We start from the raw sequence: 20,222 nt of genomic DNA, 5'->3' as shown, positions 1-20,222 counted from the left end.
AGAATGATATGACAAATCCATTTGAACGGGAAGACGGCTCATACCATGTGCTCGTCAATGCTGAAGGCCAGTACTCACTGTGGCCGGCCTATCTGGATGTGCCGGACGGCTGGGAAACCCGCGTCACGAATGAAACCCGCCCCGTTTGTCTCGAATATATTGAAACAAACTGGCGTGATATGAGGCCGGAAAGCCTGAAACAGGACGAAACCGCTAAAATGTAATAAGAAAAGCCTGCCGTTATTTCGGCAGGCTTTTTATGCGGACATCAGCCGTTAAGCTGTGTATGATCACAAAATGTATAAGGGTGGCCTTCTTCATTCGTGCACCATGACTGAGACAGAAAAGCCAAAAAGACCGCGGCCCACTGGTCTGCAAACTGGATTAAAATACCGCCGTCGTGCCACGTTCCGTTATCCTTCTTCCAGCGTGTATCAATTGGGTTTCCCTGATTCATATGAATATTATGCATGCCGTTTGTCGGCTTGAACCCGAAAATCTTATCAGCGCCCGGCTCCGGCCCGAATTTAGAGCCGTAAATATAGACGGTGGCTTTTTCTGATTTGGCTTTTTGCATGTACGTCTCAATAAAGTCATTTAAGTCATTATCCGGACCGGTGACTTCATGCGGGAGGGGCACCATGTTCCGGGGATCAAACAATCCGCCGCGGACATAATCCAGCGCCAGCTCACGGCTGGTTTCATCAATTGGGGTATATCCATACGGAATGTTGGGCAGCAGGGTGATCGCGCTTGCGTCAAAATGATCGCGTGCCGCATACAGAACCTCTGATTCTTTTGAACTTGACATGACATTGATCGCACAGCGATAGCGCGTATCAGGCTCGCCTAGCACCTCGACTTGAAAATGCGGAGAATCATCATCTGTTTCCCTTTTCATATCTGACACAGTGCCTTTTAATACACCATAGTGCTGAACAGCCATATGAATCCTCCTTTTTCTTTCGGGATATGAATTGATATTCGAGACAGGGGGCCGTTTTTCCTTTTATGAGAAAGAAAAAAGGACAGCCCGCTGATCAGGCTGTCCTCTTCATATCTATTAAGCTTTTGCAGCCGAACCTTGCATTGCTTTTTCAGCAGGCACGTAGTCATAGCCTAAGTCTTTGGCTACCGCTTCATACGTGACATGTCCGTTAGCCGTATTTAAGCCCGCTTTAAGCGCAGGGCTGTCTGCAATGGCTTGTGCCGCGCCTTTATTGGCGATTTGAAGCGCGTAAGGAACGGTTACATTCGTTAATGCGAGCGTAGACGTACGCGGTACGGCGCCCGGCATATTGGCGACAGCGTAGTGAACGACGCCGTGTTTTTCGTAAGTCGGATTATCGTGGGTTGTAATATGATCAACGGTTTCCACAATGCCGCCCTGATCGATGGCAACATCAACAATGACGGAACCCGGTTTCATTTGTTTAACCATTTCTTCCGTAACGAGAGTCGGCGCTTTGGCTCCCGGGATGAGCACGGCGCAGATCAGAAGATCCGCTTCCGCGACGGAATCTGCAATATTTACAGGGTTTGACATCAAGGTTTTAATCTGATGCCCGAAAATATCATCAAGCTGACGCAGGCGGTCTGCGTTTAAATCGATCATTGTCACATCGGCACCGAGTCCGACAGCCATTTTCGCGGCATTTGTTCCGACGCCGCCCCCTCCGATGATCGTGACTTTTCCGCGGGATACACCCGGTACGCCGGCTAATAAAATTCCTTTTCCGCCCTTTGGTTTTTCAAGAAACTGAGCCCCGATCTGCGCGGCCATTCTGCCGGCCACTTCGGACATCGGCGTAAGCAGCGGAAGGGAACGTCCGTCCGTTACCGTTTCGTACGCGATAGCTGTCACGCCTTTTTCTGTAAGCGCTTTAGCTAATTCCGGCTCTGCAGCTAAATGAAGGTAAGTGAATAAGACCAGACCTTGACGGAAATACGCATACTCTTCAGCCAGCGGTTCTTTTACCTTCATGACCATTTCCGCATCCCATACTTGCTTTCTGTCCTCCAGAATTTCCGCCCCTGCTGATACGTAATCTTCATTTGTAAAGCCGCTTCCGAGTCCCGCTCCGGATTCCACAAGAACCCGATGGCCGTTTCCGATAAGCTGTGAAACGCCTCCAGGTGTTAATGCCACTCGATTTTCATTGTTTTTGATTTCCTTTGGAACCCCGATAATCATGTCTGTTTCCCCCAATGTTTGTGTGATACTTCAAGTGTAGCGCGATTTTTGCGAAAATTCTTTGTTTGAAACAGAAAATAAAAAAACACGGATTTGTGAAATTTCACGAACCCATGCTGCGAAGTTTGATATCAAGGTAAATCGTAAACTTTTCATTCACATTTTTTAAGTCGATTTCTGCGATCTGGCTGATTCTTTTCAGCCTGTAATTCAATGTATTGACATGGATGTTAAGCGCTTTAGCGGCGGTGTTGACGTTGCTGTCGGCATCAATAAAATGTTCGAGCGTTTTTACCATATCGGCTTGGTGCTCCCTGTCATACTGCTCAAGCTTTGAGAGGGAATAGTTCATATAGCCGCTGTGCTTGCGTTTTTCATCCAACACATCCAGGTACTGATAAATGCCGAGTTCCGAGAAGCTGAAAAGGTGTTTGGTTTCTCTCACAAACCGCTCTTTCGCTTTTAATACGGAAAGCGCTTCCTGATAGGAGCGGTAAACGTAAGAAATCGATTCGTAAATACCGCCGACCGCAATCGACGCATCCTCAATTTTATATCGTTCCTTCAGCTGTTTTTGAATATGAAGGGCGAAGTGCTTTAAATCTTTAAAAGGCTGATCGGTTTTCGGCGCGGCTAATAAGATTAATTCATTTGAATCGACAGTCGCCAGCATGACATGAATCTGCTGTGTCGTTTCCTGCAAATATTGCAGCTGCTGTTCTGTCTTTTCAGTCAGCTCATCATGTAAACGGATGATCATGACGCTGAACACGGACGGCAGCGCCATTCCGAGCTTATGAAACCCTTCGGCCATCTCGGCTTCCTGATAAATATGGCCGGTCAGCATTTTCCAAAAAAACTCCTGGCCCCGCTCTTCGATTTTCGTTTTGCGGATCTGCAGGTGCAAAAGTTTGTTCCGCACCGCTTTGGCTGCCAGCTGAAGTGTCTTCAGATCTTCGTCATTGAGATTTTTTTTGATCTCAAGCGCCCAAATAAATCCGAGAACCTGACTGTTTTTCCAGATGGAAATCGCCACGCGGTTGCTTAGGCCCACCTCGTCAATTTCTTTCACTTTGATCGGCTGGTCCGTTTTTAAAAGAGCCGGAATGGTTCCGTCTTTCCACAGTTTGTTGATGACTTTCTCCGGCACCCTCCGCCCGATAATCGTCGACGTCCGGGCCGGATCTGTACAATCGCTGTGCGTGCTGTATGCAAGCAGTTTATGATTAACGTCTTCTATTGTAATGGGGCATTGAAGAACTTCACTGATATGGTCGGCAACATCTTCAAGCCTGTCGAAACTGTACTTAAATGGATCCTTTGGATTGGTCATCTGTATCCCTACTTTTTCATAGCTTCATATCTTGATCTTACCATCTTGCTTTTCAGACTGAAAGGCATCTTTGCAGGGAAATAGACTAGGACAATAAGATCATTCGATGAAAACGAAAATAATGAGAAAATCATACTACTTCATTTACAAAATGTGTAAATATACCGAAAAATCCAATATATCATAAGACTCATTTTGTAAAATTAAAACAGATTTGTTTGACTGTGCCGAATGGTTGTTTTTATAATAATGACGTTCAAAAAATAAGTGAATTAGCCCATATTTAGGCTGATGACACAGGAGGGTATAAGGAATATGTCTGGATTAATTCGTGTCACACCCGAAGAGCTAAGAGCGATGGCTAAGCAATATGGCGTTGAAAGTCAGGAAGTCATGAATCAGGTTGACCGCCTGAACCGCATGATTTCTGATTTGAAAAGCATGTGGGAAGGTGCTTCAAGTGAAGCATTTGCAGATCAATATGAGCAGCTGAAACCTTCATTTATTAAAATGTCTGAATTGCTTCAAGATGTGAATCATCAGCTCGATCAAACGGCAAATACGCTTGAGTCTACTGACCAAGATATCGCTAACCAAATTCGCGGATAATAAGATGAATGAAGAAACGGAGCGCCTGATTCAATCAAGAAGACGGCGCTCTTTCTATGTAAGGGTGATATGAATATGTATATCGATATTACAATAGATTTAACACATTATAACGGCAGCGTCTTCGATCTCAGATTGTCAGATTACCATTCTGTGAAAAAAGTCATCGATATTGCCCGGCAGGCTCAGCATGTATCTGTTCCGCCGCGTGAAGGCTATTGGATCAGAGTGGTCAATAAAGAAGCCGTTTTTTCCGGAGAACAAAAGCTATCTGACTGCGGCATTACGAACGGAGACCGCCTTGAAATTTTATGAAAGGACATGGTGGAATGACAGATCATAACCGATCTTATTTAGAAACAGAATTAGACGCCGTCCGGGAAGAAACCGAATCAGGCTTCACGTTCACCTTCCAGCGGGAAAAAATCAAGCTTCTTGACGGGCTGGAAGCAAACGTGATTAAAGATGCTGATCCTTTTTTTCAAAAAGAGGTCTCAGTTTCAGAAGACGAAGTAACCATCACAATCAAACCTCCTTCTTCTTATCAGGCTTTCCGCTATATAAAAGGAAAAGATAAAAAAAGCAGGTGGCAATTTGCCTACCGTCTCGTCCAAGCCGTGAAACAGCATAAGCTGAAACGTCTCAATCTGATTGCCGCCCCTGAAAATATCGTGTTTGATAAAGCGCTGACGCCTTACTTTCTTCATTACGGCGTAAAGGAGAGCCTTCCGCCTTATGAGGAAGATAGAGAAAGGGTGTTAAAAGAGCTCAAAGCCTGTGCGGCGCTTGCAGCTGACGGGGCGTACACCTTCGATGAATATTTGAAGTACAAGGAGACGCTTCACTTCTCTCCTGAGGTGAAAAGCGTGCTAGAGGCGGAGACGATTGAAGAACTGGAAGAAACCATTCAAACCGCAATTGATTCCCTCGAAGAAAGGGACAAGACATACATAAAACTGCCGAAAAAGAAATGGAAAATCCAAAGATACGCCGGTCTGGCGCTTGCCGTCCTCCTTGTGCCGACACTTCTTTACTCCTTATACGTTCTGTTTTTCGCCCAGCCAAAGCAAGAGGCAATTACGGAAAGCAACCGCTATTTTTTAAATCAGCAGTACAGCAAAGTCATTGACACACTCGCTAAATACGATGCGGAAAGCCTCCCGGAATCTGTCCAGTACGAGCTTGCTTCCTCTTATGTGGCAGTTGAAAATCTGAGGGAAGAACAGCGGAAAAACATCGGGAATCTGGTGACGCTGCAATCAGACCCGAAGCACTTCCTTTATTGGATTGATATCGGCAGAGGGGAAAATGAAGAAGCCATCAAAATCGGCCGCAATCTTGAGTACAACCCGTACATCTGGCTCGGACTTACAAAATATAAACAGCAATTATTAGCGGATGACAGTATGAAAGACGACGAAAAGCAGAAAGAACTGGACGCCGTGGAAAGCGAGCTTGCGAAGGCGAAAAAAGAGGCGGAGGAGCAGCATAAAGAAGCGGAGGAAAACGGTGACACCGCCGAAGCTTCCGCCGGACAGGATGAAAGCAAACAAGACAAAGCGAAAGATAACAAAGAGAACGACAAGAAAGATGAGAAAAAAGATGAAAAAAAATAACAGCACACATCAAATGGCCGCAGGTAACGATCAGGCTGTCAGGAGGTTCGCCATATGAGTCTGTTATGGGTTTTTTACCGAGAGCACGTACAAAAGATTCAGCTGTCTGAACTCCCGCCGTCTCAGCCGATTACGATCGGTCCGGATATGAAAGATACTATCACGGTCGGCACACTTCCATTACGGCAAAACGCCGCAACCCTTTATCGAAAAGAAACAGATCGTTATGATGTTTTCCTGGGAAATAACTGTGCCGGCGAATTGACAATAGGAAATGAAATGCCCTGCCGGATTGAAGAAGAGACGATGCGGCTTCTGCTCACCCCTGACAAAGAAGAATCCTCCGTTTATTTTATCGGCGGGAAGGATGAGATCGTTTTCTCATCAGAAATAGAGGAAGCGGATATATACAAAGAGCCGTCCTCCGCTCAAACAGGGGCTTTTTATCTGCGAAAGTCGGGAGGATGCTGGTCTGTCGTCCCTGATGGCCAAGACGTTTATGTGAACGGAAAGCTTGCAGAAGCTAAAGGAAGGCTCCGGACGGGAGATGAGCTGCTGTGGAATTTTCTGCGTGTGAGGCTGACGGAGGACGACCTTTTAGAAGCCGTTCATCACGAAAAGCTTCATACCGGTTTAACCAAAACGGTAAAACCAAGCACCGAAATGAAAAAGAAATACCCGCAATATCGAAGAACGCCGCGCATGGTCTACGATCTTCCAGAAGACCGCGTTTCATTCAGCTTTCCCTCGCAGGAAAGCGAACAGAATAACCGGGGGCTGTGGCTCGTCATTCTGCCTCCTTTGGTCATGCTGATTGTAATGGGGGTTGTCGCCATTATACAGCCGAGGGGCATATTCATCCTAGTCTCTTTGGCGATGTTTATGATGACTCTCATTACCTCCACCGTGCAGTATTTCCGTGAAAAAAACCAGCGGAAAAAACGGGAGGAGAAGCGGGAGCGTGTGTACAAGCAGTATTTAGAAAACAAAAGGAAAGAACTTCAGGCGCTGTCGGAAAAACAGCTGCAAGTGCTGACGCATCATTTTCCCACGTTTGAAAAAATGAAATATTTAACCTCTGAAATCAGCGGCCGCATTTGGGAGAAATCGCTGGAAAGCAGGGATTTTCTGATGCTTCGGCTCGGAACGGGCACGGTCCCGGCAAGCTACGAGATTTCAATGAGCGGCGGAGACCTGGCGAACCGTGATGTGGATGACTTGATGGAGCAGTCGCAGCACATGCAGCGCGTGTATAAAGATATCCGCCATGCGCCCGTGACTGTTGATTTACAAGAAGGGCCGATGGGGCTTGTCGGGAAACCTCAGATCGTCAAAAATGAAATTCACCAGCTGATCGGCCAGCTCGCGTTCTTCAACAGCTACCATGATCTGCGGTTTGTCTTTATCTTTCATGAGGACGAATATAAGGAATGGGAATGGATGAAGTGGCTGCCGCAATTTCAGCTGCCTCATATGTACGCGAAAGGATTTATTTACAATGAACAGACCCGCGATCAATTGTTATCGTCCATTTACGAGCTGCTGCGTGAGCGGGATTTGGAAGAAGATAAAGAAAAGAAGATCTTCCAGCCGCATTTTGTCTTTGTCATCACAAATCAGCAGCTGATCGCAGAGCACGTCATTTTAGAATACATCGAAGGCCGGCATGAGCATCTCGGCATCTCGGCAATCATCGCCGCGGAAACGAAGGAAAGCCTGGCGGAAAACATTCACACCCTCGTCCGCTACATTAATGAAGATGAGGGAGACATTCTCATTCAGCAGAAAAAAGCGGTGCAGATCCCGTTTAAGCTGGACAGGCACGAACGGAAAAACAACGAGCGTTTTTCCCGGACGCTTCGGACATTGCATCATCAGGTCGGAATGACGAATTCCATTCCTGAAACGGTCTCATTTCTGGAGCTGTTTCATGCGAAGGAAGTAAAAGAAATCGGCATCAGGCAGAAGTGGGAGACAAGTGAGTCTGCAAAATCGCTGGCTGTTCCGATCGGCTATAAAGGAAAAGACGACATCGTCTATTTAAACCTGCATGAAAAAGCGCACGGGCCGCACGGATTGCTGGCGGGAACGACCGGCTCCGGGAAAAGTGAATTTCTGCAAACGTACATCCTGTCATTGGCAGTTCACTTTCACCCGCATGAAGCGGCGTTTTTGCTGATTGACTATAAGGGAGGAGGAATGGCCCAGCCGTTCCGCAAGATGCCGCACCTTCTCGGGACCATCACGAATATTGAAGGAAGCAGAAACTTCAGTATCAGGGCGCTTGCATCCATTAAAAGCGAGCTGAAAAAACGGCAGCGTCTGTTTGATCAATATCGCGTCAATCACATCAATGACTATACAAAGCTGTATAAACAGGGAGAAACGGATATTCCGATGCCGCACCTGTTTTTGATTTCAGATGAATTCGCCGAGCTGAAAAGCGAAGAGCCTGACTTTATCAGGGAGCTTGTCAGCGCGGCCCGCATCGGACGGAGCCTTGGTGTGCATTTAATTCTCGCCACGCAAAAGCCGGGCGGCATCATTGACGACCAAATATGGAGCAACTCACGCTTTAAGGTCGCGCTGAAAGTGCAGGATGCAAGTGACAGTAAAGAAATCCTGAAAAACAGTGATGCGGCGAATATTACGGTCACCGGACGCGGCTACTTGCAAGTCGGAAATAACGAAGTGTATGAGCAGTTCCAGTCTGCCTGGAGCGGCGCCCCTTACATGGAAGATGTATACGGCACCGAGGATGACATTGCCATCGTTACCGACACCGGCTTAATTCCGCTGTCTGAGGTGGACGCGGATGATGCGGCGAAAAAAGACGCCCCGGCAGAAATAGAAGCCGTAGTCGAAGAAATCGAGCGGATTCAAAATGAAATGGGCATTGAAAAGCTGCCGAGCCCGTGGCTTCCGCCGCTTGCCGAACGTATCCCGCGCACGCTTTACCCTGCGCAGGAAAAAGACCGCTTCTTCATCGCCTGCGTGGATGAGCCTGATCAGCAAAGACAGGCGCCTCTCGCTTATACGATGATGGATGACGGCAACATCGGCATTTTCGGCTCATCCGGCTACGGCAAGTCAGTGGCTGCCATCACCTTCCTGATGAACTTCGCGGAAGGATACACGCCGGAAGAGCTTCATATGTACATCTTTGATTTCGGAAACGGCACGCTTTTGCCATTGGCAAAGCTTCCGCACACCGCAGACTATTTCTTAATGGATCAAATGAGAAAGATCGAAAAATTCATGATCCGCATCAAGGAAGAAATCGAGCGGCGGAAACGGCTGTTCAGAGAAAAAGAAGTCAGCCATATCAAAATGTACAATTCGCTCAGTGAAGAAGAGCTGCCGTTTATATTTATCACAATTGACAATTTCGACATCGTAAAAGATGAAATGCATGAATTAGAAACGGAATTTATCCAGATTTCACGCGACGGGCAAAGCTTAGGCATTTACTTCCTGCTGACCGCAACGAGGGTAAACGCCGTCCGCCAGTCGCTGTTAAACAACATAAAAACGAAAGTCGTCCATTATTTAATGGATCAGTCAGAAGGATACTCCATTTACGGGCGTCCGCCGTTCAGTCTCGAACCGATCCCGGGCCGCGTCATGATCCAAAAAGAAGAACTGTATTTCGCGCAAATGTTTCTTCCGGCTGAAGCGGAAAATGACCTCGAGATGTTCCAGGCGCTGAAAGATGATGTAAAAGCTTTAGCTGAGCGCCACGCCGGAACAGCCGGCCCACACCCGATTCCGATGCTTCCGGATAGGCTGACGGCCGGAGAATTTTCACTCCGTCTCGGCCCGGATCAAGAACCGTTCCGCATTCCTGTCGGGCTTCATGAGGAAAAGGTCAGCCCTGTGTACTTTGATCTGGGCAAAAATAAACATTGTCTTATTTTGGGCCAGACACAGCGTGGAAAAACAAACATTCTGAAAGTGATGCTGAATCACCTGCTGCGTGAAGGTACGGAACGGGTCGGGCTGTTTGACTCGATTGACCGCGGACTGTCGCAGTATGCGCAGGAAACAAAGGTCAGCTATCTGGATACAAAAGAAGACGTCCGGCAGTGGATCGAAACGGCAGAAGCCATTTTCACGGAGCGCGAAGCTCAGTATGCGCAGGCCGTCAAAAATGGCGATGTGCACAAACTCAGTTTCTCTCCGGTCGTGTTAATGGCCGACGGCATTACAAGATTCCAGCAGACGATCGACACCGCCATTCAGGACAAACTGGCGATGTTTATGAAATCTTACGCGCATGTGGGCTTCAGTTTTATCCCGGCGGGCAATCACAGCGAATTCTCAAAAGGCTATGATTCCTTAACGACGGAAATGAAACAGATCCGCCACGCGATGCTGCTTGTGAAAAAATCCGAACAAAATGTCATTCCGCTGCCTTACCAAAGGCAGGAACCGGACATTCAGCCGGGCTTCGGCTATTTGGTTGAAAACGGGAAGGAGCAAAAAATCCAAATACCTTTATGTTCAGCGGAAAGGGAGGCCGTCAGATGACTGAACAACGAAAAAGCCTGATCAAATTAATAGCCGCGGTCGTCATCATTCTGCTGCTGCCGGTGCTGTTTTTCCGGTTTATCGGCGATGACCCGGGAAAACAAAAAATCAACGCCACCCGCCAAATCGCAGTCGTGAATGAAGATATGGGCTTACAAACAGATGAAAATGAGGAAGAGGAATCCGTCCATTTCGGCAAAGAAGTAGCGGCCGCTCTTGGCGGCCGTCCGGATTATTCATGGACGGTTGTCAACAGGAGCGCGGCTGAAAACGGTCTGGCGGCTAAGAAGTATGACGCCGTCGTTTACATTCCCTCCGATTTTTCAAAAGACATCTTAAGCTATGACAAGGAGCGCCCGCAAAAAGCCACGCTGACATTCAATATTCAAAGCAACCTGAACGCCGTCAACAAAGAAAAAGTGCAGCGTGAGCTAGAAGACGCCCAAAAATCAATGAATAAAAAAATGTCGGCATTATATTGGAATTTCGTCTCACAAAAAGTGAACAATGTCCGAGGCGATTTTGACAAGATCGTCAATAAAGAATCAGAGTTTCAAAACGTCATGTACAATTTTTACAAGCCGAGCTCCAATGACTTGGCAGGTGAAATCAAGCGGCAAAAAGACCTGATTGACGAACTGAAAAAATCAATGAATGAAGCGCAGGGCGCGGCAAAAGAAAAATTGACTTCGGCAGATGAAGCCAAAACCACGCTCAAAGACTTTGCCGATACGGTCGAGCGCTATAAACAATATCAAGAAAATCAGAAAAAACTGCTGATGGCCGCGCAGGAACAAAATCAAAAGCAAATCACAACCGGACTGAATGCCATTAAAGCACAGCAGGCCGCCAACCAGTTCAGCACGATGATGAGCGGGCTGTCTTCAGGCATAAACCGGGCGCAGACACAGCTTGACCAGACAGGATCGGCTCTTCTTGCCGCCCAACAGGTGAGAGAAGCGCAGGTTCCTGATCAGGAACGCGGGATGGCAGATATTCAATCTAATTTACTGAACAATTTTTTGACTCAATATAAAGCTCAAGCAAGATTTGAAACACTGAACAGCATCCAAACCCTTATGAAAAGGGATCGGCAGGCATTAACCGTTCCGGAAAAGGACCCGGGTGATGACGGATCGGATGAACCGAAAGAAGAAGAAAAACCGGAAAAAGAAAATCCCGGCGATCTGAAAATTGACCTTGATGATCAGCGTGACGAATTAAAGCGCATCTCCGCTGAAATCAATCACATTTCTGACGGATTAAAAGAACCGGAAAAAGAAAATCCGGCCCCTGAAAAACCGGGCCAAGGTGATGACGGTGAAAACTCCGGCGATACCGATCCGAATAACGGAACAAATCCCGGAGAAGACGGAAAAACGGAAGACGGTACAAAAGAAGAGCAGCCTGCCTCCGATAACACAAGCGATCAGGAGCCAAAAACCGTCCAGACCGCCACTGCCGCTAAAAACGTCACTCCGCCTGCTGATGAGCCGGCGGACGATCCAAACGATTCTGAAGGGGACGGCGGCACGGACATATCTGAGGCGAAAGAAAGGCTGAACCAAGCCGCAGAGCGCATTCAGCAAATTGAAAAAGAGCTGGAAGAGAAACAGCAGACTCATAATGAAGAACTGAAAAAACGTCTCGATGCTCTTGATGAAGAAATCCAAGGCCTTCAAGACCAGATTGATGACGTCAAAAAACGGGCAGACAAATTAAAGAAAAAGCTGGAAGAATCAGAAGGAAAGAGAGAACAAGATTTCAATACCATTTACAGAATGATTGTAAAAACAGAACAGAACATTCTGAACTACCCGTCATTGGATAGCGGCCGCAAATCTGCTCTTGAACAGATATTTGCCGCTGACATCAATACAAAAGAAATATCCGATTTAATGAGTTACTATAATGATTTATCCCTGTATGAGGCGACACTTTATCACTCTCTTGACGCGGGCCCGCTGCCTGATGTGAAAAACAGGGTGCTGAAAGCCCAGCAAGGCGAAGTTCAAACCGTTCTCGCCATCAAACCGGTGGAAACGGCAAGCTGGGAAAACCTGAAAAAGAACAAGATGCAGACAGATGAAGACATCAGCAATTTCATTAAAGGCATGACCGAATTCTCGGATAACTACAGTTCGTATATCAGAGATGAACAAGCCGGAGTGCTCGATGAGCTCGCCAGCATTTCAGACAGCGCGGCGAAAGCATCCGATCAGCTGGCTGAAGGCGCTGTGCAGGAAGCGGCCGCATTCAGCGGAGACGGATTAACCGGAACGATGGCGCTCGGCGCTCAGGATACCGTCGGCCGCGAAGTCCTGCAAATGTCTGACACGATGGGCCATCTGTCAGAACGCCAGTCCGGCATCATCAGCTATACCGACAATATGCAGCAAAGCGTAAATGACGTCCAGCAAAAAGCGGACACCTTAAACAGCAACTGGGGCAAAAACGTCGATTCCACGAAATTGATCAGAAATGACGTGTACGGCATTTTAGGGAACGCGCTCGTTGATGGACAGGAAAACGGCTACGTTTACGATTATCTCGCCAACCCGCTTAAAATCAGCGGAGAGGTGCCGGAAGACCGGGTTCAGAATGTTCCGCCGGTCGTCATTTTGGTGATCGTCCTGATCAGCAGTCTTCTGATCGGCTATTTCAGCTCGTATTATCAGCAGGCGCCGCTTCTTGTCAAAGGCGCGCTCTTTGGGATTTTAAACATTATGGTCGGATTGATGATCAGTCTGTTCGGTCTGAATATCTACTCGCTTCCGGATGATCAGACGATTAAATGGTCAGTCTTTACGATTCTCTTGCTTGCGGCGAGTTCTGCTTTTATCCGGGCAGCCTTTGTCTTCGGCTCGATTACCGGATGGATTGCATCATCCGCGCTCATTCTCTTTTATGTGGCGCCTTTGATCGACCTGATTATGCCGAACTTCACCTTTGACAGTCCGGTTTCGAAAGTCTATATCGATATTCAATACGGAACGGGGCATCTGTTTGCGATGGGGGTAACGGTTCTTGCGATCATTACGCTGATTGCGGCGGCGCTTCCGCTCGTCATTCGGCTGTTTGCGGAAAAAACGGAGGAAAGTGATCAGTCTTATGAGGCGTAACACAATCATGGAAAAAGGATTGCTGCTGTTTGCTCTCTCCTTTTTCCTTTTCCTTCCCCAAGCCGCAGCCGCGAATGAGGAAAATACTGATGTCAAGCCGAATGAATATGAAAAGAAAGACATTGAAATTCGTACGGATTACCTGCACGACGATGCCTACTCTGAGGAAAAAACGGCGCTTCCGAAAGAACAGAAGGATATCACGTTTGATCAGCCGGCCGAAAACCCGGATGACAAACTGATATCAAAGTTGTTTACATCGTCAGACACGGAGCCGAATACGATCAAAGCGCAATCGAAAAAACTGGGTATCACATTTGCCGAGCCTGCGGTGCGGCATACCTCGGCAGATATGGAAACGGAAGAGAAAAAGACTTCTTATCTGCTTCCTGTCATTTATGCCGTCTTGATCCTCCTCGGGATTGCGGCGATGATCTATCTGATCCCGAAAGTCACGGCGCAGGAAAAGGCAAAGCGGTAAACGGATCGCTTGTGTTTGCGGGAAGACAGCCCGTAAAATAAGAAAAAAAGGAGGAGTTTCATGCAGTTTTTTCTTATAACAGGCGCGTCAAAAGGCTTGGGCCGGGCGCTTACGGAACAGGCGCTTCAAGAAGGAGCCGAAGTCGCCGCGCTTTCAAGAACGATAAGCGGGGAAAAGCGCGAGGGGCTGACAGAATACAGTGTTGATTTAACCGATCTGGCAGATACCGGGCGGCAGATGAAGGCGATTCTTGATCAAGCAGAGGAGAAGGGGTACTCCGCTGTCACACTGATCAACAATGCCGGAATGGTGGAACCGATCAAGCGGGCGAAAGAGGCTTCCGCCGAAGAATTAAACCGCCATTACACCCTTAATCTGACGGCGCCCGTTTTGCTCAGCCAAATGTTCACAAAGCGTTTCGAAGCGTTCAGCGGCAGCAAAACAATTGTCAACATCACATCGGGCGCAGCGAAAAATCCTTATAAAGGCTGGAGCGCGTATTGCAGCTCAAAAGCGGGGCTTGATATGTTTACGAGAACATTCGGGTTTGAACAGGAAGATGAAGAACTGCCGGTCCGCATGATCTCATTCTCGCCGGGAGTGATGGATACAGACATGCAGGCTGTCATCCGTTCTTCGTCAAAAGAAGATTTTCATGACATCGAACGGTTCCGCAATCTGAAAGAAACGAAAAACCTCAGAAGTCCTGAATACATCGCCGGCGTCATTCACTCACTGGTCGCGGGCGAGCCGGAAAACGGACGGATATACGATATCAAAGAATTTTTGTAGAGCAGCGTTCACGCTGCTCTTTTTTGTTTGTACAATCACTTCGGGGTCCGGCGGCATATGATGAATGAAACAACGTATAAGGGGTATAAGAAATGTATCAGATGAATTGAGTTTCTTCTCGATTTATGTTAGGATTCTAAAAATATAAATAAGGAGGGGTTTCCATGAGAAATGTAACGTTAATGGATGTCTTCACCCATCCAATCGCACAAAAGTATTTACAGCGTTCCGGTGTCGCACATGCGATCGCCTGCGCGTTTCATGCATACCGTCTTGCCGTAAAAGCAGGTGTCAGCCCGGATCTTGCGGCGAAAGCGGCTTTACTGCATGACGTCGGCCATTATGAATGGTACACAGACGGCAAATGGGATTATGAAAAGTACAGAAGAAACGATATCCATGCCATTAAAGGCGCGGAACGGGCGCATAAGCTGCTCATCCGGCTCGGTGAAGAACCGAAAGCGGCGAAGGACATTGCGCTGGCGATTCTGCTTCACACCGATTCCTATCTGCCTGAAGGCGAACTGGACAAGAATACGCTCCAGCAAATCGTGAAACAAGCGGATGAACTCGATGAAGAACCCGGCGGACATCACCATTACCGCCAAATGGATCACACGGCCGCGCTCAAACAAATCCAAAAGCTTGATCAGTTAATTGACCAAGCCCAATATCCCATAAGAAGCTCAGTCTAGGCCACTCATGCGGCCTTTTCCGCTTACATAACTCCGCATGCTCACTAACACCTTTTCCGCTCCGATAGACGTACTGTGTCAAAGCCTTTGTCCGCTGCATATGCTGAAGGAAAACATAGTAAAGGGGATCAGCGAAAATGGCCCATCAAGGAAGCCCGCAAATCGTCTCGTTAGTGGACCCTTACGTTTATCAGACCATCCATAAGCTTATCGGCTCAAGGTTTATCATTCAAACCGTCAGACGCATTATCAGAGGACGGCTGATTGATGCCACTCCGGATCACATCGCCATTGAAGAAACGCATGACCGTGTATTTTATATCAGAAACCGCCATGTGGTTTCCGTCATGCCTGATTATACCGAACGCGTGTAACAGCCCGAATAAGGCGCAAACCGGAGGCGGCCCTATAGAACCCCGGTGCGTCTTCTTTTTTGAGATACATAGATGCACGGCGGCTTTTTTTGGTACAATCACAGTACAAGTTCACATGACAATAGGAGGAAACCGCTTGTTGAAATCAAAGGTCCATTTTTGGACGCTGCAAATTTTGCTCGTTTTGCTCATTATTTACGTATCAACGAAAGTCTCGTTTATTTTTCAGCCGTTTTTCGGTTTTATCACCACTCTGTTTTTTCCGATTTTGATCTCGGGCATTTTGTTTTTCATTTTTAATCCGATCGTGCGCCTGCTTGAGAAAAAAATCCCCCGGACATTGGCGATCCTGCTCATTTATCTCGTTTTCATCGGCCTGATTGCCTTTATGTTCACCGCCATCGGACCGATTGTGGCTTCCCAGGTCACGGGGCTGATTAACAATTTCCCTGATTACATTCATCAGATTCAAGTCTTGACGGCGCAATTATCCCATTCCAAATGGTTTACGTGGATGATGACGCAGGATTATGTGTCGATAGAAAAAATCCAGCAGTCTCTGACGGGATTTTTACAAAGCCTTCCGCAAAATATTACGGCAAGCCTGTCGGCCGTGTTCGGCGTCGTTACGAATATCACGCTTGTCGTGATCACCGTTCCGTTCATTTTGTTTTATATGCTGAAGGACGGCCGGCGGTTTCCGCTCTTGGCGGTCAAAATCCTGCCTTCTTCCTACCGGGCGGAAGGTCGGAAAATATTTAATGACTTATATGTCACATTGGCCGCCTATTTCCAAGGCCAGCTGCTGATTTGTCTCTTTGTCGGAACGGCATGCTTTATCGGATATTGGATCATCGGCCTGCAGTATGCGTTAATTCTCGGGATGGTGATCGCCGTCACCAATATCATTCCGTACCTGGGGCCGTTTCTCGGGGCGGCGCCCGCGGTGATTATCGCGTTTATGGATTCGCCGGCTAAGGCGCTGTTTGCCGTTATTGTTGTCGTTGTCGTCCAGCAGCTTGACGGGAACCTGCTTTCTCCGCTTGTGATTGGGAAACGGCTCAATACCCACCCGCTCACCATTATTCTTCTGCTTATCGGAGCGGGCAGTTTCGGCGGCATTCTCGCAATGATTCTGGCCGTGCCGGTTTACGCGGTTTTAAAAGCTTTTGTCTTAAATATCGTCCGGCTTATCAAACTTCGTCAGCGGTCAAAGCTTGAAGACAGCCGCAAGCCGAAATAAAAACGGGCACAACTCCCGATGCAGCGCATAAAATGCTGTAAAGAAAAGCGGAGGTGTGGGTATGCCTGCAATTGTGGGACCGATTTATATTATGAGTTTAGCCGGAGACGCTGCGGCGAGCTTCGGTGACGTGTTTGCCATTTCTCCCAAAGCCGTTGACCACTCAGGCGCGGGGGCAGGGGCGTTTCATTCCGGAGATTTTATCAAAGTCACTAATAAATTCAGCAAAACGCGCTTTGAAGACATCGATGTGTTTGACGAACCTGATTGGTTTAACGCGTGACAGCCTCCTTTTAGGAGGCTGTCGCTTTTTTGTAGTATAATAGAATCAGTCTTTATAAAAGGGGAATTTTTATGAAAATCAGAAAAGCGAATATTACCGTGCAGTCCGGAATGATCGGTGATGTATATCTGCATGAAAATAAAAAAGAACAGCATACCCTTGTAGCCGTTCCGGAACTTGAGTGGAGCACGATCATTTCCTATGAGGAAGAGAAAAAGGCGCTGGCGCAGCGGCTTTTACAATCGTTCAGCAAGCTGATTGAAGAAGAGCCCGCCGGAGAGCTCGCCGGCAAGATCTCCCATTGGGTGGCTGAAATGTAACGAAGCGGTTTACCGCGTCCCGTCCGGGGCGATAATTGTAAAACAAGCTGAGGAGGGACAGGCCGATGAGCGACAAAACGGTTGACCTTTATTTACAGCAGGGGATGTACGGCCCTCTGCAGACGAAACCGGATGAGCGCCATTTATTTTTAGGCTCGCTCCGTGAAAGAGTCATCATTGCCCTGACGAAGGGGCAGGTGCTGCAAAAGCAGCCGTATGAAGAAGTGAAACAGGCGCTGAAAAGCCGAAAAGACGCGGTGCTCTATATAAACGGAAGGCTCCCGTATCATGCTTATTCACCATATATGAAGCTTGCCGCACTTGCCGGTGTCCGAAGCTCCGTCATTTCGGACCTTCAATTCGAAACGCCGCTCGGCCTGGTTTTTGCCGCCGATTATGCCGTGAACCTTGACGGCATTTACGTTCAGGATGACATTTTTCAGCGCTCACTCCTGAAATCTTAAAAGGGCAAAACACCGTTTGTCATTTTACAATGCCAATTCACTTACAAGTGGAGATAGGATATAATGGTTTTCATATGAATGGCGGGGAGGCCGGCTATGAAAAAAGCATTTATATGCATTGATTATACGAATGATTTTGCAGCTGAGAACGGGGCATTAACCTGCGGGGAACCCGCGAGACAGATTGAAGATACGATTGTCAGTTTGACGCAAGCATTTATAGAAAATGGTGATTACGTTGTCTTTGCGGTAGATTCGCATGATGCAGACGATGACTTTCATCCCGAGACACGCCTGTTTCCTCCGCATAATATCAACGGCACGGAGGGCAAAGAGCTGTACGGAAGGCTATCGCCTCTTTATGAGAAACATAAACACGCAAAAAACGTAAATTATATGGAAAAAACGAGATATTCTGCTTTTGCGGGAACGGATTTAGAGCTGAAACTGCGGGAACGGCAGATCACTGAGCTGCATCTTGCGGGCCTGTGCACGGACATCTGCGTTCTTCACACGGCGGTTGATGCCTACAACAAGGGCTTTCAGATCGTCATTCATCAAAACGCTGTGGCCAGCTTTAATCCGGAAGGGCATGAATGGGCCCTGTCCCATTTTAAGAACAGCATCGGAGCGCAAGTGGCAGAGTAAGGAAGGGGAAAACAATTTTGGTGGAGCATGGTTTTAAAGACGACAGTTTGTCTTTACATACAGATCTTTATCAAATTAATATGGCCGAAACGTACTGGAGAGACGGCATTCATGAGAAAAAAGCGATTTTTGAGCTTTTTTTCAGAAAGCTTCCCTTTGAAAACGGCTATGCGGTATTTGCGGGCTTAGAAAAAGCAATCGAATACTTGGAGAACTTCAAATTTACCGACAGCGATCTGAATTATTTAAAAACGGAATTGCACTATGCTGATGATTTCATTGATTATTTACGGGATCTTTCTTTTACCGGATCTCTTTACAGCATGAAAGAAGGCGAGCTCGTTTTTAACAACGAACCGATTATGCGGGTCGAAGCGCCCCTGATCGAAGCCCAGCTGATTGAGACGGCTCTGCTTAACATTGTGAATTACCAAACATTAATCGCCACGAAAGCGGCCCGCATTAAAGGCGTTGTCGGTGACGAAGACGCCCTCGAATTCGGAACACGGCGCGCCCATGAAATGGATGCCGCTATGTGGGGAGCGAGAGCGGCTCTGATCGGCGGCTTCAGCGCGACGAGTAATGTAAGAGCCGGAAAGCGTTTTAATATACCCGTATCCGGCACGCACGCTCATGCGCTCGTACAAGCGTACCGCGATGAATATACGGCATTTAAGAAATATGCGGAGACCCACAAAGACTGCGTGTTTCTCGTAGATACGTACGATACGATCCGTTCGGGTATGCCGAATGCGATTAAAGTCGCAAAGGAATTCGGCGACCGGATCAACTTCATCGGCATCCGTCTGGACAGCGGGGACTTGGCGTACCTGTCAAAAAAAGCGCGTGAAATGCTTGATGAAGCGGGTTTCACAGACGCAAAGGTCATTGCTTCAAGCGATCTTGATGAGCACACGATATTAAATCTGAAATCGCAAGGAGCGAAAATCGATACGTGGGGCATCGGCACGAAGCTGATTACCGCATACGATCAGCCGGCTCTCGGCGCGGTTTACAAGCTTGTCGCCATTGAAGAGGACGGCAAACTGACCGACACCATTAAAATTTCGTCAAACCCTGAAAAAGTGACAACGCCGGGAAGAAAGAGAGTATACCGGATTATCAACAAGCTGAATCACCACTCGGAAGGTGATTATATCGCGCTTTATGACGAGCGGGTAAATGATCAGAAACGCTTAAAAATGTTCCATCCCGTCCACACGTTCGTCAGCAAATTCGTCACTGATTTCTATGCGAAAGACTTGCATGAGCCGATCTTTGAAAACGGCGTTTTATGCTATGATAATCCCGAAATTACCGACATCCAGCAATATGTGCAGGATAACCTCAAACTTCTGTGGGAGGAATACAAACGGATCAGCAAGCCGGAAGAATATCCGGTCGATTTAAGCGAAGACTGCTGGAGCAACAAGATGCAGCGGATTCATGAAATCAAAAGCGAGCTGAAACGGGAACTTGAATAGAAGACAAAGCGGCCTTTCCTTTCTCTGGAAAGGC

19 protein-coding genes are annotated in these 20,222 nt (G+C 47.5%); 16 read left to right on the top strand and 3 right to left on the bottom strand.

Annotation, left to right across the window (positions count from 1 at the left end; genetic code table 11):
• The first annotated feature begins 8 nt into the window (after positions 1-8).
• Entirely contained in the window at positions 9-224 is a 216-nt protein-coding gene (locus G4O42_RS15185; RefSeq protein WP_032876777.1) for an MbtH family protein, read from the top strand.
• 44 nt (positions 225-268) lie between these two features.
• Here G4O42_RS15185 and G4O42_RS15180 read toward each other — a convergent pair whose 3' ends face one another.
• From G4O42_RS15180 to G4O42_RS15170, 3 genes are all read right to left on the bottom strand, one after another.
• Positions 269-946 (bottom strand): YukJ family protein, encoded by a 678-nt coding sequence (locus G4O42_RS15180; protein WP_007613467.1) that lies wholly within the window; start codon positions 944-946, stop codon positions 269-271.
• A gap of 117 nt (positions 947-1,063) precedes the next feature.
• Complete coding sequence (ald, locus tag G4O42_RS15175) at positions 1,064-2,194, bottom strand: alanine dehydrogenase (RefSeq protein WP_003152011.1); 1,131 nt, start codon at positions 2,192-2,194, stop codon at positions 1,064-1,066.
• A gap of 103 nt (positions 2,195-2,297) precedes the next feature.
• Complete coding sequence (locus tag G4O42_RS15170) at positions 2,298-3,527, bottom strand: sporulation transcriptional activator AdeR (protein WP_032876780.1); 1,230 nt, start codon at positions 3,525-3,527, stop codon at positions 2,298-2,300.
• A gap of 315 nt (positions 3,528-3,842) precedes the next feature.
• Here G4O42_RS15170 and G4O42_RS15165 point away from each other — a divergent pair, with 315 nt between their 5' ends.
• From G4O42_RS15165 to G4O42_RS15095, 15 genes are all read left to right on the top strand, one after another.
• Positions 3,843-4,136, top strand: coding sequence for a WXG100 family type VII secretion target (locus G4O42_RS15165; RefSeq protein ID WP_015418116.1), 294 nt, complete (start codon positions 3,843-3,845; stop codon positions 4,134-4,136).
• A 75-nt stretch (positions 4,137-4,211) separates the two neighbouring features.
• Positions 4,212-4,451: an ESX secretion system protein YukD gene (gene yukD / locus G4O42_RS15160; RefSeq protein ID WP_007408690.1), complete on the top strand. Its 240-nt coding sequence runs from the start codon at positions 4,212-4,214 to the stop codon at positions 4,449-4,451.
• Between the two features lie 14 nt (positions 4,452-4,465).
• Positions 4,466-5,752, top strand: coding sequence for a type VII secretion protein EssB (gene essB / locus G4O42_RS15155; RefSeq protein ID WP_032876983.1), 1,287 nt, complete (start codon positions 4,466-4,468; stop codon positions 5,750-5,752).
• A 54-nt stretch (positions 5,753-5,806) separates the two neighbouring features.
• Positions 5,807-10,282 (top strand): type VII secretion protein EssC, encoded by a 4,476-nt coding sequence (gene essC / locus G4O42_RS15150; RefSeq protein ID WP_032876783.1) that lies wholly within the window; start codon positions 5,807-5,809, stop codon positions 10,280-10,282.
• Entirely contained in the window at positions 10,279-13,404 is a 3,126-nt protein-coding gene (esaA, locus tag G4O42_RS15145) for a type VII secretion protein EsaA (RefSeq protein ID WP_032876786.1), read from the top strand. Before essC ends, esaA begins: the two co-directional genes overlap by 4 nt.
• A gap of 7 nt (positions 13,405-13,411) precedes the next feature.
• Positions 13,412-13,885, top strand: coding sequence for a type VII secretion protein EssA (gene essA, locus G4O42_RS15140; RefSeq protein ID WP_015418112.1), 474 nt, complete (start codon positions 13,412-13,414; stop codon positions 13,883-13,885).
• A gap of 60 nt (positions 13,886-13,945) precedes the next feature.
• Positions 13,946-14,677, top strand: a complete 732-nt coding sequence (locus G4O42_RS15135) for a (S)-benzoin forming benzil reductase (RefSeq protein WP_032876789.1) — start codon at positions 13,946-13,948, stop codon at positions 14,675-14,677.
• Positions 14,678-14,841: 164 nt separating this feature from the next.
• Positions 14,842-15,372 (top strand): HD domain-containing protein, encoded by a 531-nt coding sequence (locus tag G4O42_RS15130; protein WP_007613450.1) that lies wholly within the window; start codon positions 14,842-14,844, stop codon positions 15,370-15,372.
• Positions 15,373-15,509: 137 nt separating this feature from the next.
• Positions 15,510-15,746 (top strand): DUF2642 domain-containing protein, encoded by a 237-nt coding sequence (locus G4O42_RS15125; RefSeq protein WP_014418770.1) that lies wholly within the window; start codon positions 15,510-15,512, stop codon positions 15,744-15,746.
• Positions 15,747-15,882: 136 nt separating this feature from the next.
• On the top strand, positions 15,883-16,989 hold the full coding sequence (locus tag G4O42_RS15120) for an AI-2E family transporter (protein WP_014418769.1): 1,107 nt from the start codon (positions 15,883-15,885) through the stop codon (positions 16,987-16,989).
• Positions 16,990-17,050: 61 nt separating this feature from the next.
• The gene (locus G4O42_RS15115) at positions 17,051-17,272 is read left to right on the top strand and encodes a spore germination protein (RefSeq protein ID WP_014418768.1); all 222 of its coding nucleotides are present in this window, start codon (positions 17,051-17,053) and stop codon (positions 17,270-17,272) included.
• A 71-nt stretch (positions 17,273-17,343) separates the two neighbouring features.
• Positions 17,344-17,592: a YueH family protein gene (locus G4O42_RS15110; RefSeq protein ID WP_003152028.1), complete on the top strand. Its 249-nt coding sequence runs from the start codon at positions 17,344-17,346 to the stop codon at positions 17,590-17,592.
• A gap of 65 nt (positions 17,593-17,657) precedes the next feature.
• A complete protein-coding gene (locus G4O42_RS15105; protein WP_003152031.1) occupies positions 17,658-18,056 on the top strand; it encodes a YueI family protein in 399 nt (132 codons plus the stop codon).
• 96 nt (positions 18,057-18,152) lie between these two features.
• Positions 18,153-18,704, top strand: coding sequence for a cysteine hydrolase family protein (locus G4O42_RS15100; protein WP_003152033.1), 552 nt, complete (start codon positions 18,153-18,155; stop codon positions 18,702-18,704).
• A gap of 17 nt (positions 18,705-18,721) precedes the next feature.
• The gene (locus G4O42_RS15095) at positions 18,722-20,188 is read left to right on the top strand and encodes a nicotinate phosphoribosyltransferase (RefSeq protein WP_014418767.1); all 1,467 of its coding nucleotides are present in this window, start codon (positions 18,722-18,724) and stop codon (positions 20,186-20,188) included.
• The last annotated feature ends 34 nt before the right edge of the window (positions 20,189-20,222 follow it).

The organism is Bacillus sp. LUNF1, from assembly GCF_011008975.1.
In the GTDB taxonomy this organism is placed as follows: Bacteria; Bacillota; Bacilli; order Bacillales; family Bacillaceae; genus Bacillus; species Bacillus velezensis.
The sequence above is the reverse complement of the archived record's forward strand: the minus strand, read 5'-3'. Positions and strand labels throughout refer to the sequence as shown.